The following is a 26,119-nucleotide window of genomic DNA, read 5'->3' on the forward strand; positions in this document are numbered from 1 at the left end:
GGCCCGACCCCCGCGACAACTCAACCCGGGATGCGGGAGGGTGGGCCGATGGGCCTGCTCCGCGACCTCCTCACCCGCCGCTCCGCCCGCGACCGCTCCTCCGACCCGCCGGCGACGCTCGGCCGACACCTCGACAACGCCGCGGCGATCGTGGCCGCCGCACGCCGGGCGGACGTTCCCCTCGCGGTGGCGGCGGCCCTGGCCGAGCTCGAGTCCGGTGGCCGGAACGTCTTCGGGCACGACGCCGGCGGCGTGCACAGTGCCCCGCGCGGGACGGACGTCCCCGTGACCCGGGAGCGCTACGAGGAGCTCGTGGCCCGGGTGGCGCAGGGTGAGACGTCGAACGGGGTGGGGCCCGCGCAGATCACGTGGCCGCCGTACTTCGCACAGGCGGCCGAGCGCGGCCTCCGCCTGTGGGAGCCGGAGGACAACCTGGCCTTCGGGCTGGAGATCCTCCGCGGGCACCTGCGTGGCGACCTCTCCGCGGAGGGGATCGCCCGGGCGGGGACGCTCTACAACGCCGGGACACTCGCCCACGGCGTCACCGCCTACGGCAGGCGCCTCGCCGCGGCGAGCCGCGCGTGGGCCGAACGCCTGGGCGAACCCGCCCCGCCGCCGCTCAGGCCAGGTTGACCAACAGCACGTAGGCCAGCGTGCCGGAGGCGATCGAGACCAGGGTCCGCCGCCCGGCCAGCAGATGCACGACGACCGTCACCGCCGCCGCGATCAGCGCGTGGGCCACCCGCGTCCCGTCCACGGGCTCTCCGGGGGCCAGCGCCGCGGCGTCGAGCAGCATCACCAGGGCCAGGATGGTCAGCACGCCGGCGGGCATCCACACCGCCAGCCGCGCGGCGAGCACGGACTCCCGCAACGGCTGCAGCAGGGCGAACGGCAACGCGCGCAGGCAGAAGGTCACGAGGCCCGCGACGACGGCCGCGGCCACCAGGTACGCGGCGCCGGTCATCGGGGGTCCTCCCCGGCGCCGGGCTCGGCATCCGTGCCGGCCCGCTCCCCCGTCGCGGCGACGACGGGAACCGGTCCGGTGACGGGCACGGGCTCGGGCAGCGGCAGGGCGGTCCCGCGTGCGGCGAGCACGTGGAACGCGATCAGCACCGCGGCGTAGAGGGCGAAGGCGACGACGAGCACCTGCGCCGGCGCCAGCAGCAGGGCCACCCCGACGGCGACCGCGGCCGCCAGCACGAGGGGCAGCTGGGCCCGCGTGCGGGCGGCGTCCATGGCGAGCACGATGAAGAGGGCGACGAGCGCGAACTCCAGGCCCTCCACCGGTCCGGGCAGCAGCCAGGCCACGGCCACCCCGGCGAGGCCCCCGAGCACCCAGTACGCATGCAGCGCGACCTGCATGGCGACCAGTCGGGGGCCGGTCCAACCGCGGGGCTGGGCGGCGGCGATGGCGTAGGCCTCGTCGATCAGGGCGCCCATCGAGTAGATCCGCGCGAGGCGCCCCCGGACCACGCGCAGCGGGAAGCTGAACGCATAGAACACGTGGCGGAAGTTCACGAGGAACACCGTCACGGCGATCGTGAGCAGCGGCGTGACCGCCACCACCAGCGAGACGAGCAGCAGCTCGACGGACCCGGCGAACACGACCACGGAGAACAGGGGTGCGACCCACGCGGGCAGCCCGGCCTGGACCACGAGCATCCCGAAGGCCACGCCCAGGGGGAACAGGCCGAGGCCGGCGCCCAGCGTCACGGCGACGCCGGAGCGCACCTCGGCCCACCGCGAGGGCGGAGCGGAGGCGCGCGAGGACGCTGACGAGGAGCCCATGATGGTGAGCATGCTCTCATAGGCGCCTGACGGGCGGTCGGCATGACGGAGCCGCGGCGTCACGCCGTGTCATGGCCCCGCGATCGGTGCACCCGGAGGGACTCGAACCCCCGACCCTCTCGGTGTAAACGAGATGCTCTGACCAACTGAGCTACAGGTGCCGGTGTCCGTCCAGGCTACCGGTCCGCGAGCAGGTCGCGCGTCGCCGCCTCGTGCTCGCTCCGGGTGCGTGCCTGTCCCGGGGCGGCGACCACGCGCGCGGCCTCGACCCCGTCCGCGTTGAGCAGCACGGAGACGCGGCGGGGCCGCCCGGTCTCCGCGTCGAAGACGTCGAGGGCACGGCAGGCCGCGCCGTGGGGCCAGAAATCGGAGAGCAGGGTGAGCGGCTCCGGCAGTGCCAGCTCCTCGCGGACGCGGCGCAGCACGGGGGCGGCGTCACAGGAGACCACGCGGACAGTCACCTCGTGGACCGCCACGTCCTCGGCGAGCGCCCCGATCCAGCCGAGCTCGTCCGTGCACACCGGCGTGAACGCCCCGGGCAGGAAGACGAGCCACGTGCCCCGCGGCCCGGCGGCGTCCTCGGGCCCGCGCGTCGGCGGCCACGGCCACGTCTGGCCGTGGTCGTCGCGCAGCGCGGGGACGTCGTCGGCGCCCCGCGTCCCGCCGGACGGAGCCTCAGCCACCGCGCTTCTGGACGAGCTTCTGAGCGGCCCAGTCCTCGGAGGCGCCGGCCCCGGTGGTGGCGTGCAGGCCCGCGGTGGAGGCGGCCTCGGCGACGTCCGCCGGGCTGACGTGGCCGGCGCGCCCCGTGCGGGGGGTCATGATCCAGACGGGGCCGGCATCGAGCGACCGCTGGGCGTCCACGAGGGCGTCCGTGAGATCCATGACGTCGCCGTCGTCCGCGCGCCACCAGAAGAGGACGGCGTCCGCCGGCTCCTGATCGTCCTCGGTCAGCAGCTCCTCGCCGAGCGCGTCCTCGAGCGCGTCACGGAAAGTGAAGTCGACGTCGTCGTCGTACCCCCACTCCTGCACCAGGTCGCCCCTCGAGAGGGCGAGCTCCGCCAGCAGGGCGCTGTCCGTCGAGGTCGGCGTCGACCCAGCCTGCATAGTGTCCGGTCCTCCTTGATGGTGGCGGGCACTGCGGCCCGCGCCGTCGAGCGGGTGATGATGACCACCATACGCCGTGGACGCCGCCGTTCCGGGGCCTCCGGCCGGGCGGACGCGGCGGCTGCGGTCTACTCTGGGGAGGAACAGACGCACTCTCCGGGCGACGCGCCCGGCTCGGCGTCGCGGGCCCGGACCGGATCGTCTGCCCGCAGCCCACCGCGGAGCACCCCTCCGCACGAGAACCAGGAGGCACCGTGAGCGCAGCCGAAGAGAGCTCGCAGATCCGCAGCGGTCTGACCGACCAGCTCCCGGACAAGGATCCGCAGGAGACGTCGGAGTGGATCGAGTCCCTCGACGGACTCATCGAGGAGCGCGGCACGGAGCGGGCGCAGTACATCATGCGCTCCCTCATGCAGCGCGCGAGCGCCCAGTCCGTCGCCCTGCCCTACGTGACCACCACGGACTACGTGAACACGATCCCGGCGGACCAGGAGCCGGAGTACCCGGGCGACGAGGAGCTCGAGCGCCGCTACCGCAACTACCTGCGGTGGAACGCCATGGCCCTGGTGCAGCGCGCCCAACGCGTCGGCGTCGGCGGCCACATCTCCTCCTACGCAGGCCAGGCGACCCTCTACGAGGTGGGCCTGAACCACTTCTTCCGCGGCCAGGACCACCCGGGCGGCGGCGACCACATCTTCTTCCAGGGCCACTCCTCGCCGGGCAACTACGCCCGAGCCTTCCTCGAGGGCCGCCTGACCGAGGAGGACCTCGACGGCTTCCGCCAGGAGAAGTCCCGCCAGGGCCACGGCCTGCCCTCCTACCCGCACCCGCGGATGATGCCGCACTTCTGGCAGTACCCCACCGTGTCCATGGGCCTGGGGCCGATGAACGCCATCTTCCAGGCGCAGACCAACCGGTACCTGCACAACAACGGCATCAAGGACACCTCCGACCAGCACGTGTGGGCCTTCCTCGGCGACGGCGAGATGGACGAACCGGAGTCGCGCGGCCAGCTGCACATCGCGGCCAACGACAAGCTCGACAACCTCACCTTCGTCATCAACTGCAACCTGCAGCGTCTCGACGGGCCGGTGCGCGGCAACGGCAAGATCGTCCAGGAGCTGGAGTCCTACTTCCGGGGCGCCGGCTGGAACGTCATCAAGGTCCTGTGGGGCCGCGAGTGGGATCCGCTGCTCGAGGCCGACGACGAGGGCGAGCTCGTGCGCATCATGAACGAGACGCTCGACGGCGACTACCAGACCTACAAGGCCGAGTCCGGCGGCTTCGTGCGCGACCACTTCTTCGGCCGGTCCTCCGTCACCAAGGAGATGGTGGCGGACATGACCGACGACGAGATCTGGGGCCTCAAGCGTGGCGGCCACGACTACAAGAAGGTGTACGCCGCCTACAAGGCCGCCATGGAGCACAAGGGCCAGCCCACCGTGATCCTGGCCCACACCATCAAGGGCTACGGCCTGGGCAAGTCCTTCGAGGGTCGCAACGCCACGCACCAGATGAAGAAGCTGACGGTGGACGACCTCAAGGTGTTCCGGGACCGCCACCGCATCCCGATCTCGGACGAGCAGATCGAGAAGGACCCGTACGACATCCCGTACTACCACCCGGGCGCCGACGCTCCGGAGATCACGTACATGATGGAGCGGCGCAAGGAGCTGGGCGGCTTCGTGCCGGAGCGGCGCAGCGACTACCACGCGATCCCGCTGCCTCCGGAGTCCGCGTACAAGCAGGCTCGCAAGGGATCGGGCAAGCAGCAGGCCGCCACGACCATGGCGTTCGTGCGCCTGCTCAAGGACCTGATGCGGGACAAGAACATGGGACCGCGCTTCGTGCCGATCATCCCGGACGAGGCCCGCACCTTCGGCATGGACTCGTTCTTCCCGACCGCGAAGATCTACAACCCCAAGGGCCAGAACTACCTGTCCGTGGACCGGGATCTGTTCCTGTCCTACAAGGAGTCCCCGCAGGGGAAGATCTACCACGTCGGCATCAACGAGGACGGCGCCACCGCGGCATTCAACGCGGTCGGCACGGCGTACTCCACGCACGGCGAGCCGATGATCCCGGTCTACATCTTCTACTCGATGTTCGGCTTCCAGCGGACCGCGGACAACATCTGGGCCGGAGCCGACCAGCTTGCGCGCGGCTTCATGATCGGCGCCACCGCCGGGCGCACCACCCTCGCCGGCGAGGGCACCCAGCACATGGACGGTCACTCCCCCGTCCTGGCGTCCACGAATCCGGCCGTGAAGCACTACGACCCGGCGTACTCGTACGAGATCGCCCACATCGTGCGCCAGGGCCTGGAGGACATGTACGGCGACCACGACCGCGGGGACGACGTCCGCAACGTCATCTACTACCTCACGGTGTACAACGAGCCGATCACCCACATCGAGGAGCCCGAGGGCCTCGACGTGGAGGGCCTGCTCAAGGGCATCTACCGCCTCTCCGAGGGCCAGGGCGACGGCCCGAAGGTCCAGCTCCTGGGCTCCGGCGTCTCCGTGCCGTGGGCGCTCGACGCCCAGCGGATCCTCTCCGAGGAGTGGGGCGTGAACGCCTCCGTGTGGTCGGTGACCTCCTACAACGAGCTGTACCGCGACGCCGTCGCGGCGGAGAAGGACGCCCTGAAGGAGCCGTCCGCCACTGCGCGCGTGCCCTACGTGACGCAGGCGCTGCAGGGGGCCGAGGGCCCGATCGTGGCCACCTCGGACTACTCCACCTCGTGGACGAACCAGATCCGCCCGTTCGTGCCGAACCGCTTCTCTGCGCTCGGCGCCGACGAGTTCGGCTTCGCGGACACCCGCGCCGCCGCCCGTCGGTACTTCCTCATCGACACCCACTCGATGGTGGTCCGCGCGCTGCAGCTCCTCGAGGAGGAGGGCGAGGTCGAGCGGGGCACGGCCGCGAAGGCGCACGAGAAGTACCGCCTGGACGACGTCAACGCCGGCACCACCGGCATCGCGGCCGGCGTCGTCGCTGTAGGAATCCCACAACACGCGCCTAGGATGAAGCGCATGCCCGAGCCCCGCCCCGCCGCCCCTCGCCCCGTGAGCACCGACGGGCTGGCCCGACTCAGGAGCCACCTGGGCGCCCTGAACACGGCGGTGCTGCAGCGGTTGGACGCCACCCTGCCCTGGTACCGCCGACTCACCCCGGACGAGCGCAGCGCCCTCGGGCTCGTGGCCCAGCGCGCCCTGCAGGGCTTCCTCACGTGGTTCGAGCGGCCCACCTCCACGGGCCACGTCCTGCAGGACGTCTTCGGGCCCGCGCCCACCGATCTCACCCGGGCGATCTCGCTGCAGCGGGCCCTCCAGCTCATCCGGACGATGGTGGACGTCGTCGAGACGCGGGTGCCGGAGCTGCTGGCCGAGCGCGACCAGGCGCCCGTCCGCGAGCACATCCTCCACTACTCGCGCGAGGTCGCGTTCGCGCTCGCAGACGTGTACGCCCGGGCCGCGGAGATGCGCGGTGCGATGGACTCGCGGCTCGAGTCGGTCCTGCTGGACGCGGTGCTGCGCGGGCAGGACCCGGACGAGATCCGGCATCGGGCCACGGCGCTGGGCTGGCGTGGGGACCACGACGTGATGGTCATGGCCGGTCTCGCCCCGGGGCAGGACAAGCCCGCGTTCATCCCGGACCTGCGGCGGGCCGCGGCGCGGCTCGACTGCGACCTGCTCGTGGGCGTGCAGTCCGAACGGCTCGTCCTCGTGGTCGGCTCGGTGCGGGACGCGCGGGCGGTGGGCGAGGCGCTCGCGCGCTGGTTCGCGCCGGGACCGGTGATCGTGGGACCCGTCGTGGACTCGCTGATCTCGGCGCACGTCTCGGCCCGGCACACCCTCGCCGGGCTCAGCGCGGCGGCCGCCCATCCCCGGGCGTGCCGGCCCACCCCGGCGGAGGACCTGCTGCCCGAGCGGGCGCTGCTGGGCGACCCCACGGCCCGGGAGGCCCTCGTGGACGGGGTGTTCACGCCCCTGGCCGACGCCGGCACCTCCCTGCTGGAGACCGTGGACGCGTACGGCGCGCTGGGCCACTCGCTCGAGGGCACGGCCCGCGAGCTGTTCGTCCACGCGAACACCGTGCGGTACCGCCTCAAGCGGGTGGCCGAGGTGACCGGCTGGGACCCGCTGGTCCCTCGCGACGCGTACGTCCTGCAGACCGCGATCACCCTGGGCCGGCTCGCGGGGGCGCGGCCGACGACCGGGACAGGCTCGGACTGAGCCGGGGCGGCGCCCCCCCCACTTGTAGAAACCCTCCAAACCCACTCGCCGTGCTTCGTGGCGCGATCTGCCCGGGATGGCGGCCGATCCTGACACGATGGAGGAATGCTTGCCATCGTGTGCCCCGGACAGGGGTCCCAGACGCCCGGCTTCCTCGCCCCCTGGCTCGAGCTGGACGGAACCCGCGACCTGCTCGCATCCCTCTCCGACGCCGCGGGCGTGGACCTGATCCGCCACGGCACCGAGTCGGACGAGGAGACCATCAAGGACACCGCCGTCGCCCAGCCGCTGATCGTGGCGGCCGGCCTCGTGGCCGCCGCGGCCCTCGAGGCGGATGCCGCCGCACCGGAGTCGACCGTCGTGGCCGGCCACTCCGTGGGCGAGATCACCGCGGCCGCCGTCACCGGCGTGCTGTCCCCCGCCGAGGCCCTCTCCCTGGTGCGCGTGCGCGCCACCGGCATGGCCCGGGCCGCCGCGGCCACGCCCACGGGCATGGCCGCCGTCGTGGGCGGGGACCAGGACGAGGTCCTCGCGGCCATCGACGCGGCGGGCCTGGCGCCCGCCAATGTCAACGGCGCCGGCCAGATCGTCGCCGCCGGCACCGCGGAGGCCCTCGGCGCGCTCGCCGAGTCCGCCCCCGCCCGCGCCCGCGTGATCCCGCTCAAGGTGGCCGGCGCGTTCCACACGGAGCACATGCGCCCCGCCGTGGACGACCTCGCGGCCCACGTCGCCGGCCTCTCCCCCTCGGACCCGCGCCTGCCCCTGCTGTCCAACCGGGACGGCGAGGCCGTCGAGTCCGGCACGGACGTGCTCGCCCGGATCGTGGACCAGGTCACCCGCCCGGTCCGCTGGGACCTGTGCATGGCGACCATGGCCACGCGGCAGGTCACGGGCGTCCTGGAGCTGCTGCCCGGTGGCACACTGACCGGACTGGCCAAGCGCGGTCTCAAGGGCACCGCGCAGCTCGCCGTGAAGACCCCCGAGGACCTGGACGCCGCGCGGGCGTTCCTGGCCGAGCACTCGGCCTGAACCCCGCGCACCGCCCGGCAGAGAGAAGCACCATGACCGTCACCCTGAAGCAGCACGAGCGCCCCGCGGCCAGCCGCATCGTGGCCGTGGGCGCCTACCGCCCGGCGAATTTGGTCCCCAACGAGGACCTCATCGGCCCCATCGACTCGTCGGACGAGTGGATCCGCCAGCGCACCGGCATCGTCACGCGCCAGCGCGCCACGGCGGAGGAGACCGTGCCCGTCATGGCCGTGGGCGCCGCCCGGGAGGCCCTCGAGCGGGCCGGCCTGCAGGGCTCGGACCTGGACGCCGTGATCGTCTCGACCGTCACCTTCCCGCACGCCACCCCCTCGGCCGCGGCCCTCGTGGCGCACGAGATCGGGGCCACCCCGGCGCCCGCCTACGACGTCTCCGCCGCGTGCGCCGGCTACTGCTACGGCGTGGCCCAGGCCGACGCGCTCGTGCGTTCCGGCACCGCGCGGCACGTGCTCGTGGTCGGCGTCGAGCGCCTCTCCGACGTCGTGGATCCCACGGACCGCTCCATCTCCTTCCTCCTGGGCGACGGCGCGGGCGCCGTGATCGTGTCGGCCTCGGACGAGCCGGGCATCTCCCCCTCGGTGTGGGGCTCGGACGGGGAGCGCTGGTCCACGATCTCCATGACGCACTCGCAGCTGGAGCTCCGCGATGCCGTGGAGCACGCCCGCACCACGGGCGACGCCTCGGCGATCACCGGCGCGGAGGGGATGCTCTGGCCCACGCTGCGCCAGGACGGGCCCTCCGTCTTCCGCTGGGCCGTGTGGTCGATGGCGAAGGTGGCCCGCGAGGCCCTCGACGCCGCGGGCGTGGAGCCCGAAGACCTCGCCGCGTTCATCCCGCACCAGGCCAACATGCGGATCATCGACGAGTTCGCCAAGCAGCTGAAGCTGCCGGAGTCCGTCGTCGTGGCCCGGGACATCGCGGACGCCGGCAACACGTCGGCCGCGTCCATCCCGCTGGCCATGCACCGTCTGCTGGAGGAGAACCCCGAGCTCACCGGCGGCCTGGCCCTGCAGATCGGCTTCGGCGCCGGGCTGGTCTACGGCGCCCAGGTGGTCCGCCTCCCCTGAGGCGGCGCCGTCTGATTCACTGATCACGTACACCCCACACCCCTACCGAAGGAGACGCCCCATGGCTTCCAAGGAAGAGATCCTCGCCGGCCTCGCCGAGATCGTGAACGAGGAGACCGGCCTCGACACCGCCGAGGTGCAGCCGGAGAAGTCCTTCACGGACGATCTGGACATCGACTCGATCTCGATGATGACCATCGTGGTCAACGCCGAGGACAAGTTCGGCGTGAAGATCCCGGACGAGGAGGTCAAGAACCTCAAGACCGTCCAGGACGCCGTCGACTTCATCGACGGCGCCCAGGCCTGATCGGCCCACGACGGCGGCGGGCCCGGCCCGCCCCGTCCCCTCGGTGAGCGCCGGGGGCGCGTGAGCGCCCCCGGCCCCCGACACCCTCGACTTCCGGCACCCCGGCGAGCGCCGCGCATCGTGCCGACGACACCCCTCCGCCCGATCCCCACTCGAGACCCAGAGGCAGCAGACCCATGACCCGCACCGCAGTGATCACCGGCCTCGGCGCCACCACGCCCATCGGCGGCGACGTGCCCACCTTCTGGTCCCACGCCCTGCAGGGCGTCTCCGGTGCGCGCACCATGGAGCACGACTGGGTGGAGAAGTACGAGCTGCCGGTCACCTTCGCGGCCGAGCTGGCCGTGCCCACCTCCGAGGTCCTCTCCAAGGTGGAGCAGAAGCGCCAGGACCCGGCCACCCAGATGGCGACCGTCGCCGCGCGCGAGGCCTGGAAGGACGCCGGCCTCGAGGGCGCGGAGGTCGACGGCGACCGGCTCGCGGTGGCCTTCGGCACCGGCATCGGCGGCGTGTGGACCCTCCTGGACGGCTGGGACACCCTGCGCGAGCGCGGCCCGCGCCGCGTGCTGCCCATGACCGTCCCGATGCTCATGCCCAACGGCGCCGCCGGCGCGCTCTCCCTCGAGTTCGGCGCCCGTGCCGGCGCCCGCACGGTGGTGTCCGCGTGCGCCGCCGGCACCGAGGCGCTCGAGACCGCGCTGCTGCTCGTCCGCTCCGGCCAGGCCGACGTCGTGATCTGCGGCGCCGCCGAGGCCGCCGTGCACCCGCTGCCGATGGCCGCGTTCGCCGCGATGCAGGCGCTGTCCAAGCGCAACGACGACCCACAGGCCGCGTCCCGCCCCTACGACGTGGACCGCGACGGCTTCGTCCTCGGTGAGGGCGCCGGCGTCATGGTGATCGAGTCGGAGGAGCACGCGAAGGCCCGCGGCGCGCGCGTGTACGCCGAGCTGGCCGGCGCGGGCGTCAGCTCCGACTCCCACCACATCACCGCGCCCGAGCCCGAGGGCCTGGGCGCGACCCGTGCGATGCGCGCCGCCCTGAGGTCGGCCGACATCACCCCCGAGGACGTGTGCCACGTGAACGCCCACGCGACGTCCACACCCAAGGGCGACGCCCCGGAGTACCTGGCCATGCGGGCCGTGTTCGGCGACCACCTGGACCAGGTGCAGGTCTCGGCCACGAAGTCCCAGACCGGCCACCTGCTGGGCGCCTCAGGCGCGATCGAGTCGATCCTGTCCGTGCTCGCCGTGCACCACGGCCAGGCGCCCGTGACCATCAACCTGGACCACCAGGACCCGGAGATCCCGCTGAACGTGGTCACCGGCTCCCCCGCCCGCCTGCCCGAGGGGCCGCGCGTGGCCGTGAAGAACTCGTTCGGGTTCGGCGGCCACAACGCGGTGGCCGTGTTCCGCAGCGTCTGAGCCGGAGCGCCGCCGGCCGGGCGAAGGCTCAGACAGCGCGGTGCAGCCAGCGCACGTTGGCGTGGGCGGCGGCCAGCCGGAACGGCTCGAGCTCATCGTCCCAGGCCTCGCCGAGCGCGAGGGAGAGTTCGTGCATCAGCACGCTGGGGTCGCCCGCACCGGCCTCGTAGGCGTACCGGATGCGGTCCTCGGAGACCATGATGTTGCCGGAGACGTCCGTGGTGGCGTGGAAGATGCCGAGGTCCGGGGTGTGGGACCAGCGCGAGCCGTCGACCCCGGCGGACGGCTCCTCCGTGATCTCGAAGCGCAGGTGCGGCCAGCCACGCAGGGCGGAGGCCAGACGCGCGCCGGTGCCGGCGGGCGCCGTCCAGTGCACCTCGGCGCGGTGCTGGCCGGGCGCGACCGGCTGACCCTCCCACTCCACCGAGGTCGCGGGGCCGAGCACGGAGCTCAGCGCCCACTCCACGTGGGGGCAGAGGGCGGTGGGGGCGGAGAGGATGTGGACCACGCCGCGGGTATGGGTGCTGGTCATGGATGCCTCCGAGGGTGCGATGCGGTGCGTCTTCCCCTACGACCACGTCGCGGCTCCGGTGGATCCTGGGGCCATTGTGCACCAGGGATGCTGGGCCGGCAACGAGGCGGCGCGGCGCCCTGCGTGTCGTGGCGGCGCAGGGGACGGGCCGGGGGTGCTCCGGGGAGGCGTCAGGCGCGTGGGTGGGCCTGCCGGTAGCCCTCGCGGAGGCGATCGATCGAGACGTGTGTGTAGACCTGCGTGGTGCGCAGGGACGCATGCCCCAGCAGCTCCTGCACGCTGCGCAGGTCGGCGCCGCCGTCGAGGAGGTGGGTCGCGGCCGTGTGGCGCAGCGCGTGCGGCCCGCGCGCCGCGGTGTCCCCCAGGCCCTCGAGTGCCCGGTCGACGACGGTGCGCGCCTGGCGCACCCCCAGCCGGCCGCCGCGCGCGCCGAGGAAGAGGGCGGGGCCGGAGTCCGGCCGGGCCAGGCGGGGGCGACCGAGCCGCTGCCACTCCTGGAGGGCGCGGCCCGCGGGTGCGCCGTAGGGGACGGTGCGCTGCCGGTCTCCCTTGCCGGTCAGCCGGACGACGCCGCGGCCGGCCTCGAGGTCGTCCACGTCCAGGGCGGAGAGTTCGGCCACCCGGGCGCCGGTGGCGTAGAGCAGCTCGAGCAGGGCGGCGTCCCGCAGGGCCAGCGCGTGGGCGGCAGGGTCGTCGCCCGCGGCGGCGGCGTCCACACGCTCCTGGGCAGCCGCGAGGAGCCGGGTCGCCTGCTGCTCCTGGAGCACGTGGGGCAGCGTCCCCTCGGGTCGGGGCGAGCGCAGCCGCAGGGCGGGGTCGTCCGAGCGCAGGCCCTCCCGGCGCAGCCAGGCCGTGAAGGTGCGGACGGCGGCCACCCGGCGGGCCAGGGTCGCGCGGGCGAGGCCGGCCCCGCTCATGGCCGCCAACCAGCCACGCAGGTCCTCGATGTCCAGCTCGGCGAGGACGTCCGGTGCGCTGGGCACGTGGCGAGCGGGGGCGTCGTCATCCACGGCGGGCGCCGCCGCGGTGCCGGCTGTGCCGGCGACGTGGTCGATGAGGGCGCGCAGATCGGCGAGGTACGCGCGCACGGTCTGGGGGCTGCGGTTCCGCTCGTGGCGCAGGTGCTCCTCGAACGCCTCGAGCCAGGCCGTGTCCCGGGGCGAGGGGGCGCGCGGGACCGGGACGGGACGGACGGAGGACGACGGGGTCATCCCCCCACTCTGCCATCCGCCCCAGGGCGGCGCCGCCCGGGAGCACGCGGCCGGAGGTCATCCCCGCCGCCACCGGTCCTCGACCCGTTCGGCCAGGCCCGCCCGCTGCAGCCGGGACAGGCACGCCAGGACGGTGGGCAGCGCGAGCCCGGCGCTGACGGTGATCCGGTCGACGGGCACCGCCTGGCGCAGGGGCAGCGCCTCGTGGACGAGGGCCTCCTCCATCGTGAGCCCGTCGGTGGGCCGCGCGGCGGACTCGGGAGCTGCCCGGGTGGAGGTCCTCCCGCCCGCGCCGCCGCTCCGGGCGGGCCCCTGGCCGAGCAGGGCGAGGGCCTCCTGCTCGGTGGTCACGAGACGGGCGGGGCTCTCCTGCAGCAGACGGTGGCAGCCGGCGGAGCTGGGCGAGGTCACGGGGCCGGGGACCACGCCCACCTCGCGGCCGAGGCCGAACGCGTGGCCCGCCGTGTTCTGCGCTCCCGACCGCCAGCGCGCCTCGACCACCAGCACGGCCCCCGCGAGCGCGGCGATGACCCGGTTGCGCTGCAGGAACCGGTACCGCGTGGGACTCGCACCGGGCGGCATCTCGGACACGAGCAGCCCGGCGGCCATCACCGCGCGAAGCAGGTCCTCGTGGCCGGCCGGGTAGAACCGGTCGAGGCCGCCGGCCAGCACCGCCACCGTGGGCGGGACGCCGTCGCGATCCGCCGCGTCTTCCGGTGCGGCGGGCGCCTGCAGCGCGGCCCGGTGGGCGGCGCCGTCGATGCCGTAGGCGCCGCCGGAGATCACGCACGCGCCCTGCTGGACGGCGTGGGCGGCGCAGCGGGCGGTCACGGTCCGTCCGTACGCGGTCGCCTCCCGGCTGCCGACGACGGCGAGCATCCGGTCCGCGGGAGGCAGCGTTCCGGAGCCGCGGAACCACAGGCCCAGGGGCGCCTCCTCGCCCAGGTCCGCCAGGGCGGCGGGCCAGGCGTCGTCCTCGGGGATCAGCAGGCCTCCCCCGAGCCGGTGCAGAGTCACGAGGTCACGCTCCGGCTCCAGCCGGGCGGCCCGGGGCGCCCAGCGGGCCAGCCCCGCGGCCCAGCGCCGGGGCAGCGTGTCGGGCGCGCCGGCGAGATCGGCGAGCAGATCGCGCTCGGCGGGCTGGATCGTCTCCCGGCCCGTGAGCAGGGCGAGCGCCCGCTCCGGCCCCAGCGCCGTGACGGTCTGCACCGCGAGCGCGTCCCCGGGCTCGACCAGCCGGGTCAGGGCGGCGCGGGCGAGCCGGGCGGCGTCCGGCCGGCGCGGCCCGGCGACGGGGACGTGGTCTGCCGCCGGGGTGACGTGGGTGGTCATGCGTCCTCCTCGTTCTGGTGGCGCAGCGTGAGTGCTACGTCGGTGTCCTCGGGTGCGGGCCGTTCGGCGCCGCGCAGGTCCGCCAGGGTCCAGGCGAGGCGGAGGACGCGGGCGTGGCCGCGCGCGCTCAGCAGGCCCTGGTCGACGGCGTCGTCCGCGGGTCGGCGGGCCGCTCGGGGCACGGCGTAGGGGCCGTGCCGCAGCACCGCGGCGGGGACGTGCGCGTTGCGGCGCAGCCCGGACGGGACGACCCCGCGCTCGGCGGCGGCGGCCCAGCGCCGGGCCTGGCGGTCGGCGGCCGCGGCGACCCGGGCGGCCACCTGCGACGTGGTCTCGGAGGCGGGCGCCCCCGTGAGCTGCCTGGCCTCGACGGGCCGCACGGTGACCTGCAGGTCGACGCGGTCCAGCAGCGGCCCGGAGAGCCGCTGGGCGTAGCGGCGGCGTTCGGGCACGCTGCACCGGCACTCGACGCCCGTGCCGCCGCCCTTGCCGCACGGGCAGGGGTTGGCGGCCAGCACGAGCTGGAACCGGGCCGGGTAGACGACGGCGCCCAGGGCCCGGTGCAGCAGCACCTCCCCGGACTCGAGGGGCTGGCGCAGCGCCTCGAGGGTGCGCCGTTCGAACTCGGGGGCCTCGTCCAGGAACAGCACGCCGCCGTGGGCGAGGGAGGCCGCCCCCGGCCGGGCGAGGCCGCTGCCGCCGCCCACGAGGGCCGAGCGGGACGCCGAGTGGTGGGGTGCCTCGAACGGCGGGGTCCGGTCGATCTCGCCGTCGAACCCCTGGGCCGTCCCGCCCCTGCGCCGGACACGGGCGTCGCCACCGCGAAGGGAGCGCAGGGCGGCGCACTCGAGCGCAGTGCGCCGGTCCAGGGGCGGGAGGATCCCGGGCAGGCGCTCGGCGAGCATGGTCTTGCCCGCCCCCGGGGCGCCCATGAGCAGCAGGTGGTGGGCGCCGGCCGCGGCGACCTCGAGCGCGAACCGGGCCTCGGCCTGTCCGGCGACCTCGGCCAGGTCGGGCACCGCACGGGTCGGCTCCGGTTCCGGGGCTGGCACCTGCCGCCGGGTCGGCCGGCGGGGCGCCTCTCCGTCCGGTTCCCCGCCGAAGGCGCGGATGACGTCGTGCAGATGGGCGAAGCCGCGGACTTCAGCGCCGGGGACCAGTCGGGCCTCGGCCTCCGCGTCCTCGGCGACGACCACCTCGGAGCACCCCGCGTCGACGGCGGCCATCACCATCGCCACGGTCTCCGGCGAGCGGTGCAGGGCGCCGTCGAGACCGAGCTCGGCCAGGAACACGGGTCCCTCGACGTTCCGCACCCGCCCGTCCGCGGCGTAGGCCGCCAGGACGATCGCCAGGTCGTGGCAGGCGCCCCGCTTGTGCACCCCCGCCGGCAGCAGGTTCACGGTCAGGTGCCGCCGGGTCAGGGGCAGTCCGGCGTTGCGCGCGGCGGAGCGGATGCGATCCCGGCTCTCCTGCAGCGCCTGGTCCGGCAGGCCGAGGAGGGTGAACCCGGGCAGGGACTGGGCGATGTCCGCCTCGACGTGCACGACCTCCCCGCGCAGACCCGCCAGCGTGATGGAGCGGGTGCGTCCGATGCCGCTCACGGCCGCACGTCCTGCAGCAGGTCGAAGCGGATCCCTCCCGTGCGCGGCACCAGCACGGCGACGGCGTCGACGCGCCAGGGCGTGCCCCGGCGGTCCGCGGCGTGGGCCCGCACCCACGCCGCGGTGAGGCGGTGCAGCCGGGTGAGCTTGCGCCGGTCGATCGACTCGAACGGGTCGCCGAAGGCCAGGCCCGAGCGGGTCTTCACCTCGACGCCCACCCACCAGCCGGCGTGGTGGGCCACGATGTCCAGCTCTCCGGCCTCGCCCCGCCAGTTGCGGTCGGCGATCACGTAGCCGCGCTCGGCGAGCCAGCGCGCGGCGGCGTCCTCGCCGAACCGGCCCAGCGCCGTGTGCGCGCGGCTGGCGCGCCTCTCTCCGGGCGGCTGCGCCCCGATCTGTTCCGCGGTCCCCGTCATCCCGACCACCTCCTGGGCACCAGGGTGGTCCCGGGCGAGGCCGCGGGGTGGGCGGCGGCGGGGATTGTGCGGGGCCGGACGCCTGTGCAGGAGTGGACGTCTGCGTCCCGTCCTCTGGACCGCTCAGGGGTGGGTCAGCTCGGCAGCTGGCCGTCCGGCGGGACCGTCAGGTCCTCGGTGGGCAGCTCCTCGATGTTCACGTCCTTGAAGGTCAGCACCTTCACGCGCTTGATGAACCGCTGCGTGCGGTACACGTCCCACACCCAGGCGTCCTCGAGCAGGATCTCGAAGAACACGTCCCCGTCCGCCTGGCGGGGCGTCAGCCGCACGTCGTTGGCGAGGTAGAAGCGCCGCTCGGTCTCCACGACGTAGCGGAACAGGCCCACCACGTCCCGGTATTCGCGGTAGAGCAGCAGCTCGGCCTCGGCCTCGAAGTCCTCGACGTCGTCTGCGCTCATGACATGCCTCCTCAGTGTTCGCCGCGCACCCGCGACAGTCCGGGCACGCACGGCCTCCATCCTCCCCCGTCCGGGGGTCGCACGTCGAACGGGCGGCCTCGCCCGGCCCCGGGGGCTCAGTCGAACAGCGTGGGCGGCGCCTGCGCGGGCGCGCCCGGCAGCCCGAGGTTCCAGCTGCGCCGGTGCTGCTCGCTCGCCCCGCGCTCGGCCAGGGCGGCCCGGTGCGCGGCTGAGCCGTACCCCTTGTTCCCGGCCCATCCGTACCCCGGGTGCGCCGCGTCGAGGGCGATCATGACGTCGTCGCGGGCCACCTTCGCGGCGATCGACGCGGCCGCCACCGTCGCGCACCGGTCCTCGGCCCGCACCAGCATCGTGGGCTCGGGCGGCAGCGGGCGCGGCGCGGGCGCGGGGCCGGCGTCGGGATCGGAGCGGCTCAGCCAGTCGTCCCGGCCGTCGAGCACGAGGGCGACCGGCTCCTGCCCCACCGCGGCGCACAGCGCCGCCCACGCCCGTCGCCCGGCGAGGCCGAGGGCCGCCGAGATCCCCAGCGCGTCGATCTCCGCGGGGCCGGCCTCGCCCAGCGCCACCCCGGCCGCCCAGTCCTCGATCTGCGGGACCAGGGCGCGCCGGCGTCGGTCCGTGAGCGCCTTGGAGTCGCGCACCGGAGGGATCTGCCCCGCGGCGGGCAGCCACGCGGCGCACACCCCGACGACGACGGGCCCGGCCAGCGCGCCCCGGCCCACCTCGTCCATGCCCGCCACCAGCACCCGGTCCGCTCCCCGCGCGGCGAGGGCCGGCGCGGCCAGCCCCGCCTCGACGTCCAGGCCGGCGCGCACCGTCGGCCGGCCACCGCCCCGGCGGGCGGTCACGTGCGAGCCTCCGGCGCGGGCGCGTCCGGCACGGCGGCGAACGCGTCGGGGTCGGTGCCGGCGCCGCCGATCCGGTCCAGCGGCCAGACCACGAACCGGGCGCGGCCCACCACGTCGTCGAGGGCCACGAACCCGCCCCCGGGCCCGGCGCGGTGCGCGCGGGAGTCCGCCGACGCCGAGCGATGGTCACCGAGCACCCACAGTCGCCCCGCAGGCACGGTCACCTCGAACGCCTCCTGCGCGGGCGTCTCCCCCGGCGCGAGGTACGGCTCCTCCACGGGCACCCCGTTCACGCGCAGCGTCTCCTCGCCGGGTGTCCAGGAGACGATGTCCCCCGGCAGCCCGACGGCCCGCTTGATCACGTGGCCGCCCCCGGGCAGCCAGCCCTTCGTGTCTTCGAACACCACCACGTCACCGCGGCGCACCGGGAACGGATCCGGGGTGAGCAGCGTGGCGACCACGCGGTCGCCGGCCCGCAGCCCGGGCTCCATGGACGAGGACGGGATGGCGTACATGCGCGCCAGGAAGGCCCACGCCAGCACGCAGGCGAGTACGGTCACGGCGGCCGCGATCAGCGCGGTGCGGCGCCCCGTCACGGCGTGTCCCCGGAGGGGGCGTCCATGGTCCCGCGGCGGGACAGGGGCCACACGATCTCCGCGGCCCGGCCCTCGACCCGCTCGAGCGGGATCAGCCCGCCGCCGGGGGCGCCCAGCAGTGCGCGGGAGTCCCGGGAGGCGGCGCGGTGGTCGCCCAGGACGACCATGCGCCCGTCGGGCACCTCGAAGGACCAGGTCCCCGCCGCGGCCGGCTCGTCTGCGGTCACGGGCCTGCCGAGATACGGCTCGTCCAGCGGCTCGCCGTTGCGCAGCAGCCGGCCGTCCGGGGCGCAGCACTCGAGGCGGTCCCCCGGCAGGGCCAGCACGCGCTTGACGAAGACGTCCTCGGCCGCGCCGACGCCCCACCACCGGGCGACGTCCTCGAGGCCGCGCTCGAGCGATCCGGCCGAACGGTACGGCGCCAGGCTGCCGGCGCCGTCGAACACCACCACGTCGCCGTGGTGCAGGCCCTGCCCGCCGGCCGCGGCGGCGTCCACCCGCACGCGGTCGCCGGGCTGCAGGGTCGGCTCCATCGACCCGGAGGGGATGAGGTAGACGGGGCCGGTGAGGGCTCGCAGCACCGCGGCCACCACGACGGCGGCCACCACGGTCAGGCCGAGCCACGCCCACCAGCGGCTCGTGCCGGAGGCGGGGGCCGCCGTCGGGCCCGAGGAGGAGCCGGCCCCGGACGCGACGGAGCCCCGTGACCGGCGGGGGTCACGGGGCTCCGAGGTGCGCATGGGTCGATCACCGGTCGGCGGGGCCGACCGGGATGATCACTTGGCGTCGGCGCGCTTCTCGCGGATGCGGGCGGCCTTGCCGTGGCGGTCGCGCATGTAGTACAGCTTCGCGCGGCGCACGTCGCCCTTGGTGACGACCTCGATCTTGTCGATGACCGGGGAGTGCACCGGGAACACGCGCTCCACGCCGATGCCGAAGGACACCTTGCGGACGCGGAAGGTCTCGCGCACGCCGTAGCCCTGACGGCCCATGACGTAGCCCTGGAACACCTGGACGCGGGCGGTCTTGCCCTCGATGATGTTCACGTGCACCTTGACGGTGTCGCCGGGGGCGAACTCCGGGATGTCGTCGCGCAGCGTCTTCTTGTCGAACGAGTCGAGAATGTGCATGTCGTCTCTCCTGGCGGATGCCACAGGTCAACCGCGTGGTATGCGGGCGCACGGCCCGTCCACGTCCGCATGACGAGGGGGCCGGGTCCCGAGCCGAGGGCCGGGCTCCGCACGTGGGGTGCGGTCCCGGGGTCCGATCCGTTGACGCGCGCCCCCTGTGGCAGGTCGGGCGTCCGGCGGACACGAGGACCCATTATGCCACAGCCGACGACGTCGCGACGCCCCTCCGGCCCGTCGGGCGCGGCGGGTCAGTCCTCGGAGTCGTACGCCGCCCACAGGTCCGGTCGCCGCTCGCGCGTGCGCTCCTCCTGCTGGGCCCGACGCCAGGCCGCGACCTTGCCGTGGTCGCCCGAGAGCAGCACGGGCGGCACCGCACGGCCCCGCCAGTCCGCGGGCTTGGTGTAGACCGGGTACTCCAGCAGGCCGTCCTCGTGGGACTCCTCGACGAGCGAGGCCGGGTTGCCCACGACGCCCGGCACGAGGCGGCCGACGGCCTCGATCATCGCCAGCGCCGCGACCTCGCCGCCGTTGAGCACGTAGTCGCCCAGCGAGACCAGCCGCACCTCGAAGAGCTCCTCGGCCCAGCCGAAGACGCGCTCGTCGATCCCCTCGTAGCGGCCGCACGCGATCGCCACGTGCTCCCGGCCCGCCAGTTCCCGGGCGAACCGCTGGGTGAAGCGCTCCCCCGAGGGCGTCGGCACGAGCAGCACGGGGCGGTCCCCCGGCTCCGCCGACGACGACTCGGCGGGGGCCGGTGACACGGGCCCCTGGGCCGCCACGTGCTCGAGCGCGAGCGCCCACGGCTCCGGTTTCATCACCATGCCGGCGCCGCCGCCGTAGGGCGTGTCGTCCACGGTGCGGTGCCGGTCGACGGTGAAGTCGCGCAGGTCGTGGACGTGCACGTCCACGAGGCCCTCGCGGCGGGCACGGCCCAGCAGCGAGACGTCGAGCACCGCGAGGTACTCGGGGAAGATCGTGACGACGTCGAAGCGCACCGCTCAGTCCTCCGCATCCGCATCGGCGGGCCCGTCTGCGGCGTCGTCGTCCTCGCCGGTGGCGAGCTCGAACAGCCCCGGCGGCGGGGTCAGCACGAGCACGCCGGCCTCGGGGTCGATCTCCGGGACGATCTCCTCGACGAAGGGCACCAGGGCCTCCCCCTCGACGCCGTCCAACGCGACGTGCAGCAGATCCTGGACCGCCCCGGTGGTCAGGGCCGTGACGACGCCGACCCGCTCGCCGCCGACCCGCACCTCGAGGTCCACGAGGTCCTCCTCGTACCACTCGTCGGACTCCTCGGGCGCGGCGGGAACGGCGAACAGCTGGGCGCCGCGCAGGGTCTCGGCGACGTTGCGGTCCAGCGACTCGGCGAAGCCGACCACGAGGATCTGCTTGTTCCACCGGGCCCGGGTGACGGTGAGCTCCGCCGGCAGGCCCGGGGCGCCGTCGCGCACCACGAGGCGCTCGCCGGGGGCGAAGCGGGCGTCCGGGTCGTCGGTGAAGACCTGCACGGTCACCTCACCGCGGATGCCGTGCGGCTTGCCGATGCGGGCGACGCGGACGAGATCGTCCTGGGCTGCGGGACTCATGAGCTCTCCTGGGTGGGACGGTCGGTGACGGGAGGGGGCGGGGCCGCAGACGACGACGGCCCGCCGACCCGGTGAGGGGCGGGCGGGCCGTGCGTCACGGGCCGTCAGGAGCGGCGGTCGGTCTCCACCACGTCCACGCGGACGGGGTGGCCGGCCAGGCCGTCCAGCACGGTGCGCAGCGCGGTGGCGGTGCGACCCTGGCGGCCGATCACGCGACCCAGGTCCTCGGGGGCCACGCGGACCTCCAGCATGTCGCCGCGCCGCTGGGAGCGGGCGTCCACGCGGACCGCCTCGGGCGTATCCACGATGCCGCGCACCAGGTGCTCGAGGGCCTCGGTCAGCATGGTCACTCGGACTTCTCGGCGTCCTCGGCCGGCGCCTCAGCGGCCTCCTCGGCCGGGGCCTCGTCGGCCTGCTCGGACTCGGCCGGGGCCTCCTCCTGCTTCGGCTCCTCCGGCAGGATGACCGAGCCCTTCTCGGGGGCCACGAAGGCCTCCTTCTCGGACTTGGACTTCAGGGTGCCCTCGGCGCCCGACTCGCCCTTGAACTTCTGCCAGTCACCGGTGACCTTCAGCAGCGCGGCGACCTGCTCGGTCGGCTGGGCGCCGACGGAGAGCCAGTACTGGGCGCGCTCCGAGTCGATCTCGATGAACGAGGGCTCCTCGGTGGGGTGGTACTTGCCGATCTCCTCGATGGCACGGCCATCGCGGCGGGTGCGCGAGTCCATGACGACGACGCGGTAGAACGGGGCGCGGATCTTGCCGAACCGCTTCAGACGAATCTTGACAGCCACGAGTGTGGTTCTCCTTCAGTGGATCTGGGGGGCCGGGGCACGACGCCGCGTGGGGGCAGCGGGCGTCGACGACCTGGCACACGGAACGGAGCGCAGCGGAGGATAGAGGGTCGTCCGGGCTCACGCTCAGTACCGTGCCATTCTGCCAGATCGGGCGGGCCGGTGCACACCCGGCGCGCCGCGACCGAGCAGCGGGCGGCTCAGCGGTCCTTGAGGTACTTCTCGAAGCCCGCCGGCAGGTTGAGGGTGGACGGGTCGAAGCCCTCCATGCCCGCGCCGTCGCGGCCGAACACCGCCCCGGCCTGCGCCTGGGCGGCGCGGGCGCGCCGCTCCTCGATCGCCTTGCGCTCGGCCGCGGCCTTGGCCGGGTTGCCGGACTTCACGCGATCGCGCTTCGCGTTCTTGCCCTTGCCCTTCGTCTTGCGGGAGGCGCCGCCCGGCATCCCGGGCATGCCCGGGATGCCACCGCCGGCGGCCATGCGCTTCATCATCTTCTGCGCCTCGGCGAAGCGCTCGAGCAGGCCGTTGACCTCGGACACGCTCACGCCCGAACCGCGGGCGATGCGGGCACGGCGCGAACCGTTGATGATCTTGGGGGCCACGCGCTCGTGCGGGGTCATCGAGTGGATGATCGCCTCGACGCGGCCGATCGACGACTCGTCGAACTGCTCGAGCTGCTGCCGCATGCCCTGGGCACCCGGCATCATCATGAGCATCTTCTTCAGCGAGCCCATCTTCTTGAGCTGCTGCATCTGGGCGAGGAAGTCGTCGAGGGTGAAGTCCTCCTGGTCCGCGAACTTGCGGGCCATCTTCTCGGCCTCGCTGCGGTCCCAGTTCTGCTCGGCCTGCTCGATCAGGGAGAGCACGTCGCCCATGTCGAGGATGCGCGAGGCCATGCGGTCCGGGTGGAAGACCTCGAAGTCCTTCAGGCCCTCGCCCGTGGAGGCGAACATGATCGGCTTGCCGGTCACGTGGCGGACGGACAGCGCGGCGCCGCCGCGCGCGTCGCCGTCGAGCTTGGTGAGCACGACGCCGGTGAAGCCGACGCCCTCGTTGAACGCCTGGGCCGTGGCCACGGCGTCCTGGCCGATCATCGCGTCGATGACGAAGAGCACCTCGTCCGGGTCCACGGCGGCGCGGATGTCCGCGGCCTGCTGCATGAGCTCGGCGTCCACGCCGAGGCGGCCGGCGGTGTCGATGATGACCACGTCGTGGTACTTCGTGTTGGCCTCGGCGACGCCGTCGCGGGCCACCTGCACCGGGTCGCCCGTGGCGGCCTCGAACTCGGAGGAGACGCCGGGGTGCGGCGCGTAGACCGGGACGCCGGCGCGCTCGCCGCCGACCTGCAGCTGCTTCACGGCGTTCGGGCGCTGGAGGTCGCAGGCCACGAGCAGCGGGGTGTGGCCCTGGGACTTGAGCAGGTGGGCGAGCTTGCCGGCGAGGGTCGTCTTGCCGGCGCCCTGCAGGCCCACGAGCATGATGACGGTGGTGCCCGTCTTGGCGTGCTGGATGCGCCGGGTCTCGCCGCCGAGGATGCCCACGAGCTCCTCGTTGACGATCTTCACGACCTGCTGGCCCGGGTTCAGGGCCTGGGCCACCTCGGCTCCGAGGGCGCGCTCCTTGATCTGCGCGATGAACTGGCGGACCACGGGCACGGCGACGTCGGCGTCCAGGAGGGCGCGGCGGATCTCGCGTGCGGTGGCGTCGATGTCCGCCTCGCTCAGCCGCCCCTTGCCCTTGAGGCTGCGGAAGGTGGCTGTGAGGCGGTCGGACAGGGAGTTGAACACGGCGGGTGTGATCCTTCGAAGCGGGGTCGACTGATCCGGACGCGGTCGGTCGCGGGCGCCGCGGCATCCACGGCGGCGCCCGCCAAGCCTAGCAACCGACCGGCCTCACCCGTCCGCCGCGGCTCACCGCGCCTCGGCGGGGACGGGCACCCCGCCGAAGCCGACGTCGTAGGCCGACTCGTCGTGCAGGGTCAGATCGACGCCCCGCTCCTCGTCCTCCTTGCTCACCCGCAGGCCCATGGTCCCGCGCAGGACCAGGGCGATGGCGGTGGTCACCACGGCGGTGAAGACCACGGCGACGAGCACGGCCACCGTCTGGGCCACCAGGAGACCGGCGTCTCCGCCGTAGAACAGGCCCGCCCTGCCCTCGCCCGGCAGGGCGAAGAAGCCGATCAGCACGGTGCCCAGGATGCCGGAGGTGAGGTGCACGCCGACGACGTCGAGCGAATCGTCGAAGCCGAGGCGGTACTTGAGGTTGACCGCGAGCGCGCTGGCCGCACCGGAGACCAGGCCGATCACCACGGCCCCCAGGGGGCTCACATAGGCGCACGCGGGCGTGATGGCGACCAGGCCCGAGACGATCCCGGACGCGGTGCCGATCGAGGTCGGCCGGCCGCGGCGCAGCCACTCCACGAACACCCAGCCGAGCATGCCGGCGGCGCCGGCGGCGAGGGTGTCCACCCAGATCAGTCCGAGCTCGTCGACGCCGCCCGCCGCGCCCCCGTTGAACCCGAACCAGCCGAACCAGAGCAGGGCCGCGCCGAGCATGGTGAACGGGACGTTGTGCGGCCGGTGGCCGGGGTCCACGCCGAAGCCGTGGCGCTTGCCCAGCAGCAGCGCGAGCACGAGGGCGGCCACGCCGGCGCTGATGTGCACCACGAGGCCACCGGCGAAGTCGAGGGCCTCCCCCAGGCGGGCGCCGATGGCGCCGTCCTCGGAGAGGAGCCCGCCGCCCCACACCATGTAGGCCAGCGGGGCGTAGACGACGGTGGTCCAGACGGGCACGAAGACGCACCACGTGACGAACTTGAACCGGTCGGCCACCGCGCCGGAGATGAGGGCGACCGCGATGATCGCGAAGGTGGCGCCGTAGGCCGCGGCGACGAGCCCGCCCTCGGCCATCGTGCCGGTCAGCCCGAGGTCACCGGCGGGGTTCCCCACCACCCCGGCCCACCCGTCGCCGCCGGTCATCCCGTGGACCCACAGGACCCAGACGACTCCGACGAGGCCCATCGAGACGAAGGACATCATGATCATGTTGAGCGAGGACTTCGCGCGGGTCATGCCGCCGTAGAAGATGGCCAGTCCGGGTGTCATGAGCAGGACCATCGCCGCGCTCGTCACCATCCACACTGTCCCTGCGTCCAGGACGTTCGACTCCTCCATGGGGGTCTCCTTCGGTCCGGGCCGCGAGCCGGGGGCGAACGCCCGTCCCGCGGCGTCGCTGCCCGGCCCCGATCGGGGCCGATGGAGGGACGATACCGGAGGAGTGGGCCACGCCACACGTCGATGACGTCTCCGTGACTGAACAGGGCCCCTCCCGACGTCGTCGGGAGGGGCCCTGGACCGGGTGCGGGACGTCAGTCGGTCAGCAGTGCGTCCACGAAGCCCTCGGCGGTGAACGGTGCGAGGTCATCGGGGCCCTCGCCGAGGCCGATCAGCTTGACGGGCACGCCGAGCTGGCGCTGGATGGCGATCACGATGCCGCCCTTGGCGGTGCCGTCCAGCTTGGTCAGCACGATGCCGGTGACGTCCACGACCTCGGCGAACACCTTCGCCTGGGTCAGGCCGTTCTGGCCCGTGGTGGCGTCGAGCACGAGCAGGACCTCGTCCACCTCGGCCTGCTTCTCGATGACGCGCTTGATCTTGCCGAGCTCGTCCATGAGGTTGGCCTTGTTCTGCAGGCGGCCCGCGGTGTCCACGAGCACGACGTCGACGCCCTCGGCGATGCCGAGCTCCACGGCCTCGAAGGCGACGGACGCCGGGTCGGCGCCCTCCTTCTCGGAGCGGACGGTCTCGACGCCCACGCGGGCGCCCCACGTGGCGAGCTGCTCGGCGGCGGCGGCGCGGAAGGTGTCGGCGGCGCCGAGCACGACGGTGCGGTCCTCCGCCACGAGCACACGGGCGAGCTTGCCCACGGTGGTGGTCTTGCCGACGCCGTTGACGCCCACGACCATGGTCACGGCGGGGCGGTCGCCCTTGCGGGTCGCGGCGAGACGGCGGTCCATCGAGGGGTCCACCATCGCCACGAGCTCCTCGCGCAGCAGGGTGCGCACCTGCTCGGCGTCACGCGTGCCCTCGACCGTGACGCGGGCCTTGAGGCGGTCGACGAGCTCCAGGGTGGGCTCGGTGCCGAGGTCCGCCATCAACAGCGTCTCCTCGATCTCGTCCCACACGTCGTCGTCGATGCGGTCCTGGGACAGCAGCGCCAGCAGGCCCTTGCCGAAGACGTTGTTGGACTTGAGCAGGCGGGCCCGCAGGCGGGCCAGGCGCGAGCCGGCGGCCTCGGGCCGCTCGTACTCGGGCTTCGCCGGGGCGGTCTCCGCCTCCTCGACGACGGCGGGCTCCGGCTCGGCGACGACGGGCGGCGCCTCGTCGACCTCGGGGCGTTCCAGGACGGCGGTGGAGCCCGACGGGGCCGCGTGCCGCGGGCTCGGGCGCGGGTCGTCCGCGTCCCGCACTTCCTGGTACGACCCCTTCGGCGGGGCGGGGCGCCGGTCCAGCAGGCCGACGAGCACGCCGCCCAGCAGCAGGGCGGCCACGACTGAGACTATGAGCACGATTTCCACGGGCCCAGTCTGTCACACGGGCCGTCGCCCGCCCCGGGTCGCAC

The 26,119-nt window shown here is 74.2% G+C and carries 27 protein-coding genes, 1 tRNA gene and 1 pseudogene; 7 read left to right on the top strand and 22 right to left on the bottom strand.

Features of this window, described 5'->3' with window-relative positions:
- Positions 1–48: 48 nt before the first annotated feature.
- Positions 49–633 (top strand): hypothetical protein, encoded by a 585-nt coding sequence (locus ACFI33_RS01425; protein WP_363931587.1) that lies wholly within the window; start codon positions 49–51, stop codon positions 631–633.
- On the opposite strand, the gene ACFI33_RS01430 is transcribed toward ACFI33_RS01425, so the two are convergent.
- The 5 genes from ACFI33_RS01430 to ACFI33_RS01450 form a co-directional block, all read right to left on the bottom strand.
- A complete protein-coding gene (locus ACFI33_RS01430; RefSeq protein WP_061867838.1) occupies positions 620–964 on the bottom strand; it encodes an AzlD domain-containing protein in 345 nt (114 codons plus the stop codon). The two genes, ACFI33_RS01425 and ACFI33_RS01430, sit on opposite strands and share 14 nt — an antisense overlap.
- The gene (locus ACFI33_RS01435; protein ID WP_363931590.1) at positions 961–1,800 is read right to left on the bottom strand and encodes an AzlC family ABC transporter permease; all 840 of its coding nucleotides are present in this window, start codon (positions 1,798–1,800) and stop codon (positions 961–963) included. The genes ACFI33_RS01430 and ACFI33_RS01435 overlap by 4 nt, the downstream gene beginning before the upstream one ends.
- A 75-nt stretch (positions 1,801–1,875) precedes the next feature.
- A tRNA-Val gene (locus ACFI33_RS01440) sits at positions 1,876–1,949 on the bottom strand.
- A 15-nt stretch (positions 1,950–1,964) separates the two neighbouring features.
- Positions 1,965–2,471, bottom strand: coding sequence for a redoxin domain-containing protein (locus tag ACFI33_RS01445; protein WP_044659131.1), 507 nt, complete (start codon positions 2,469–2,471; stop codon positions 1,965–1,967).
- Positions 2,464–2,895: a DUF3052 domain-containing protein gene (locus ACFI33_RS01450; protein WP_010078901.1), complete on the bottom strand. Its 432-nt coding sequence runs from the start codon at positions 2,893–2,895 to the stop codon at positions 2,464–2,466. Before ACFI33_RS01450 ends, ACFI33_RS01445 begins: the two co-directional genes overlap by 8 nt.
- A 254-nt stretch (positions 2,896–3,149) precedes the next feature.
- Between ACFI33_RS01450 and aceE the strand changes: the two are divergent.
- From aceE to fabF, 6 genes and pseudogenes are all read left to right on the top strand, one after another.
- A pseudogene (gene aceE / locus ACFI33_RS01455) lies at positions 3,150–5,885 on the top strand (pyruvate dehydrogenase (acetyl-transferring), homodimeric type); the annotation flags it as partial.
- Between the two features lie 504 nt (positions 5,886–6,389).
- Positions 6,390–7,133: a PucR family transcriptional regulator gene (locus tag ACFI33_RS01460; protein ID WP_251679462.1), complete on the top strand. Its 744-nt coding sequence runs from the start codon at positions 6,390–6,392 to the stop codon at positions 7,131–7,133.
- Positions 7,134–7,238: 105 nt separating this feature from the next.
- Positions 7,239–8,162: an ACP S-malonyltransferase gene (locus ACFI33_RS01465; protein ID WP_462623678.1), complete on the top strand. Its 924-nt coding sequence runs from the start codon at positions 7,239–7,241 to the stop codon at positions 8,160–8,162.
- Between the two features lie 32 nt (positions 8,163–8,194).
- Positions 8,195–9,247, top strand: a complete 1,053-nt coding sequence (locus tag ACFI33_RS01470; protein WP_020624511.1) for a beta-ketoacyl-ACP synthase III — start codon at positions 8,195–8,197, stop codon at positions 9,245–9,247.
- A gap of 61 nt (positions 9,248–9,308) precedes the next feature.
- Positions 9,309–9,554: an acyl carrier protein gene (locus ACFI33_RS01475; protein ID WP_010078906.1), complete on the top strand. Its 246-nt coding sequence runs from the start codon at positions 9,309–9,311 to the stop codon at positions 9,552–9,554.
- A gap of 176 nt (positions 9,555–9,730) precedes the next feature.
- On the top strand, positions 9,731–10,975 hold the full coding sequence (gene fabF / locus ACFI33_RS01480) for a beta-ketoacyl-ACP synthase II (protein WP_041103123.1): 1,245 nt from the start codon (positions 9,731–9,733) through the stop codon (positions 10,973–10,975).
- Between the two features lie 28 nt (positions 10,976–11,003).
- Here fabF and ACFI33_RS01485 read toward each other — a convergent pair whose 3' ends face one another.
- The 17 genes from ACFI33_RS01485 to ftsY form a co-directional block, all read right to left on the bottom strand.
- Entirely contained in the window at positions 11,004–11,507 is a 504-nt protein-coding gene (locus ACFI33_RS01485) for a DUF3145 domain-containing protein (protein ID WP_036340144.1), read from the bottom strand.
- Between the two features lie 170 nt (positions 11,508–11,677).
- Positions 11,678–12,718 carry a tyrosine recombinase XerC gene (locus ACFI33_RS01490; RefSeq protein ID WP_036312815.1) on the bottom strand — a complete coding sequence of 347 codons (1,041 nt, stop codon included), beginning with the start codon at positions 12,716–12,718 and terminating at the stop codon, positions 11,678–11,680.
- A 57-nt stretch (positions 12,719–12,775) separates the two neighbouring features.
- Positions 12,776–14,050 (bottom strand): DNA-processing protein DprA, encoded by a 1,275-nt coding sequence (locus tag ACFI33_RS01495; protein WP_462623679.1) that lies wholly within the window; start codon positions 14,048–14,050, stop codon positions 12,776–12,778.
- Complete coding sequence (locus tag ACFI33_RS01500; protein WP_158183689.1) at positions 14,047–15,651, bottom strand: YifB family Mg chelatase-like AAA ATPase; 1,605 nt, start codon at positions 15,649–15,651, stop codon at positions 14,047–14,049. The genes ACFI33_RS01495 and ACFI33_RS01500 overlap by 4 nt, the downstream gene beginning before the upstream one ends.
- Positions 15,648–16,067, bottom strand: a complete 420-nt coding sequence (locus ACFI33_RS01505) for a YraN family protein (RefSeq protein ID WP_036312824.1) — start codon at positions 16,065–16,067, stop codon at positions 15,648–15,650. The genes ACFI33_RS01500 and ACFI33_RS01505 overlap by 4 nt, the downstream gene beginning before the upstream one ends.
- 134 nt (positions 16,068–16,201) lie before the next feature.
- A complete protein-coding gene (locus tag ACFI33_RS01510; protein WP_002853817.1) occupies positions 16,202–16,525 on the bottom strand; it encodes a DUF2469 domain-containing protein in 324 nt (107 codons plus the stop codon).
- A 116-nt stretch (positions 16,526–16,641) separates the two neighbouring features.
- Positions 16,642–17,394: a ribonuclease HII gene (locus tag ACFI33_RS01515; RefSeq protein ID WP_036312829.1), complete on the bottom strand. Its 753-nt coding sequence runs from the start codon at positions 17,392–17,394 to the stop codon at positions 16,642–16,644.
- Positions 17,391–17,990, bottom strand: a complete 600-nt coding sequence (gene lepB, locus ACFI33_RS01520; RefSeq protein WP_102708312.1) for a signal peptidase I — start codon at positions 17,988–17,990, stop codon at positions 17,391–17,393. The genes ACFI33_RS01515 and lepB (ACFI33_RS01520) overlap by 4 nt, the downstream gene beginning before the upstream one ends.
- Positions 17,987–18,730 (bottom strand): signal peptidase I, encoded by a 744-nt coding sequence (lepB, locus tag ACFI33_RS01525; RefSeq protein ID WP_036312835.1) that lies wholly within the window; start codon positions 18,728–18,730, stop codon positions 17,987–17,989. Before lepB (ACFI33_RS01525) ends, lepB (ACFI33_RS01520) begins: the two co-directional genes overlap by 4 nt.
- A gap of 36 nt (positions 18,731–18,766) precedes the next feature.
- Complete coding sequence (rplS, locus tag ACFI33_RS01530; RefSeq protein ID WP_002853821.1) at positions 18,767–19,120, bottom strand: 50S ribosomal protein L19; 354 nt, start codon at positions 19,118–19,120, stop codon at positions 18,767–18,769.
- A gap of 248 nt (positions 19,121–19,368) precedes the next feature.
- Complete coding sequence (gene trmD, locus ACFI33_RS01535; protein WP_036312840.1) at positions 19,369–20,115, bottom strand: tRNA (guanosine(37)-N1)-methyltransferase TrmD; 747 nt, start codon at positions 20,113–20,115, stop codon at positions 19,369–19,371.
- Positions 20,116–20,118: 3 nt separating this feature from the next.
- Positions 20,119–20,706: a ribosome maturation factor RimM gene (gene rimM, locus ACFI33_RS01540; RefSeq protein WP_462623680.1), complete on the bottom strand. Its 588-nt coding sequence runs from the start codon at positions 20,704–20,706 to the stop codon at positions 20,119–20,121.
- Between the two features lie 104 nt (positions 20,707–20,810).
- Positions 20,811–21,050 carry an RNA-binding protein gene (locus tag ACFI33_RS01545; protein WP_029248213.1) on the bottom strand — a complete coding sequence of 80 codons (240 nt, stop codon included), beginning with the start codon at positions 21,048–21,050 and terminating at the stop codon, positions 20,811–20,813.
- A 2-nt stretch (positions 21,051–21,052) separates the two neighbouring features.
- Positions 21,053–21,499, bottom strand: coding sequence for a 30S ribosomal protein S16 (gene rpsP, locus ACFI33_RS01550; RefSeq protein ID WP_044659141.1), 447 nt, complete (start codon positions 21,497–21,499; stop codon positions 21,053–21,055).
- Between the two features lie 200 nt (positions 21,500–21,699).
- Positions 21,700–23,286: a signal recognition particle protein gene (gene ffh / locus ACFI33_RS01555; protein WP_020628323.1), complete on the bottom strand. Its 1,587-nt coding sequence runs from the start codon at positions 23,284–23,286 to the stop codon at positions 21,700–21,702.
- Positions 23,287–23,409: 123 nt separating this feature from the next.
- A complete protein-coding gene (locus ACFI33_RS01560) occupies positions 23,410–24,672 on the bottom strand; it encodes an ammonium transporter (protein ID WP_070708615.1) in 1,263 nt (420 codons plus the stop codon).
- 194 nt (positions 24,673–24,866) lie between these two features.
- Positions 24,867–26,075: a signal recognition particle-docking protein FtsY gene (gene ftsY / locus ACFI33_RS01565; RefSeq protein WP_462623681.1), complete on the bottom strand. Its 1,209-nt coding sequence runs from the start codon at positions 26,073–26,075 to the stop codon at positions 24,867–24,869.
- Between the last annotated feature and the right edge of the window lie 44 nt (positions 26,076–26,119).

This window comes from Micrococcus sp. PSi08 (assembly GCF_054960655.1).

What these genes read in the sequence shown, in the direction of transcription:
- ACFI33_RS01425 (WP_363931587.1), top strand. Translation starts at nt 49, where the DNA reads ATGGGCCTGCTCCGCGACCTCCTCACCCGCCGCTCCGCCCGCGACCGC.
- ACFI33_RS01430 (WP_061867838.1), bottom strand. Translation starts at nt 964, where the DNA reads ATGACCGGCGCCGCGTACCTGGTGGCCGCGGCCGTCGTCGCGGGCCTC.
- ACFI33_RS01435 (WP_363931590.1), bottom strand. Translation starts at nt 1,800, where the DNA reads ATGCTCACCATCATGGGCTCCTCGTCAGCGTCCTCGCGCGCCTCCGCT.
- ACFI33_RS01450 (WP_010078901.1), bottom strand. Translation starts at nt 2,895, where the DNA reads ATGCAGGCTGGGTCGACGCCGACCTCGACGGACAGCGCCCTGCTGGCG.
- ACFI33_RS01460 (WP_251679462.1), top strand. Translation starts at nt 6,390, where the DNA reads ATGGACTCGCGGCTCGAGTCGGTCCTGCTGGACGCGGTGCTGCGCGGG.
- ACFI33_RS01465 (WP_462623678.1), top strand. Translation starts at nt 7,239, where the DNA reads ATGCTTGCCATCGTGTGCCCCGGACAGGGGTCCCAGACGCCCGGCTTC.
- ACFI33_RS01470 (WP_020624511.1), top strand. Translation starts at nt 8,195, where the DNA reads ATGACCGTCACCCTGAAGCAGCACGAGCGCCCCGCGGCCAGCCGCATC.
- ACFI33_RS01475 (WP_010078906.1), top strand. Translation starts at nt 9,309, where the DNA reads ATGGCTTCCAAGGAAGAGATCCTCGCCGGCCTCGCCGAGATCGTGAAC.
- fabF (WP_041103123.1), top strand. Translation starts at nt 9,731, where the DNA reads ATGACCCGCACCGCAGTGATCACCGGCCTCGGCGCCACCACGCCCATC.
- ACFI33_RS01485 (WP_036340144.1), bottom strand. Translation starts at nt 11,507, where the DNA reads ATGACCAGCACCCATACCCGCGGCGTGGTCCACATCCTCTCCGCCCCC.
- ACFI33_RS01490 (WP_036312815.1), bottom strand. Translation starts at nt 12,718, where the DNA reads ATGACCCCGTCGTCCTCCGTCCGTCCCGTCCCGGTCCCGCGCGCCCCC.
- ACFI33_RS01495 (WP_462623679.1), bottom strand. Translation starts at nt 14,050, where the DNA reads ATGACCACCCACGTCACCCCGGCGGCAGACCACGTCCCCGTCGCCGGG.
- ACFI33_RS01505 (WP_036312824.1), bottom strand. Translation starts at nt 16,067, where the DNA reads ATGACGGGGACCGCGGAACAGATCGGGGCGCAGCCGCCCGGAGAGAGG.
- ACFI33_RS01510 (WP_002853817.1), bottom strand. Translation starts at nt 16,525, where the DNA reads ATGAGCGCAGACGACGTCGAGGACTTCGAGGCCGAGGCCGAGCTGCTG.
- lepB (WP_036312835.1), bottom strand. Translation starts at nt 18,730, where the DNA reads ATGCGCACCTCGGAGCCCCGTGACCCCCGCCGGTCACGGGGCTCCGTC.
- rplS (WP_002853821.1), bottom strand. Translation starts at nt 19,120, where the DNA reads ATGCACATTCTCGACTCGTTCGACAAGAAGACGCTGCGCGACGACATC.
- rimM (WP_462623680.1), bottom strand. Translation starts at nt 20,706, where the DNA reads ATGAGTCCCGCAGCCCAGGACGATCTCGTCCGCGTCGCCCGCATCGGC.
- ACFI33_RS01545 (WP_029248213.1), bottom strand. Translation starts at nt 21,050, where the DNA reads ATGCTGACCGAGGCCCTCGAGCACCTGGTGCGCGGCATCGTGGATACG.
- ACFI33_RS01560 (WP_070708615.1), bottom strand. Translation starts at nt 24,672, where the DNA reads ATGGAGGAGTCGAACGTCCTGGACGCAGGGACAGTGTGGATGGTGACG.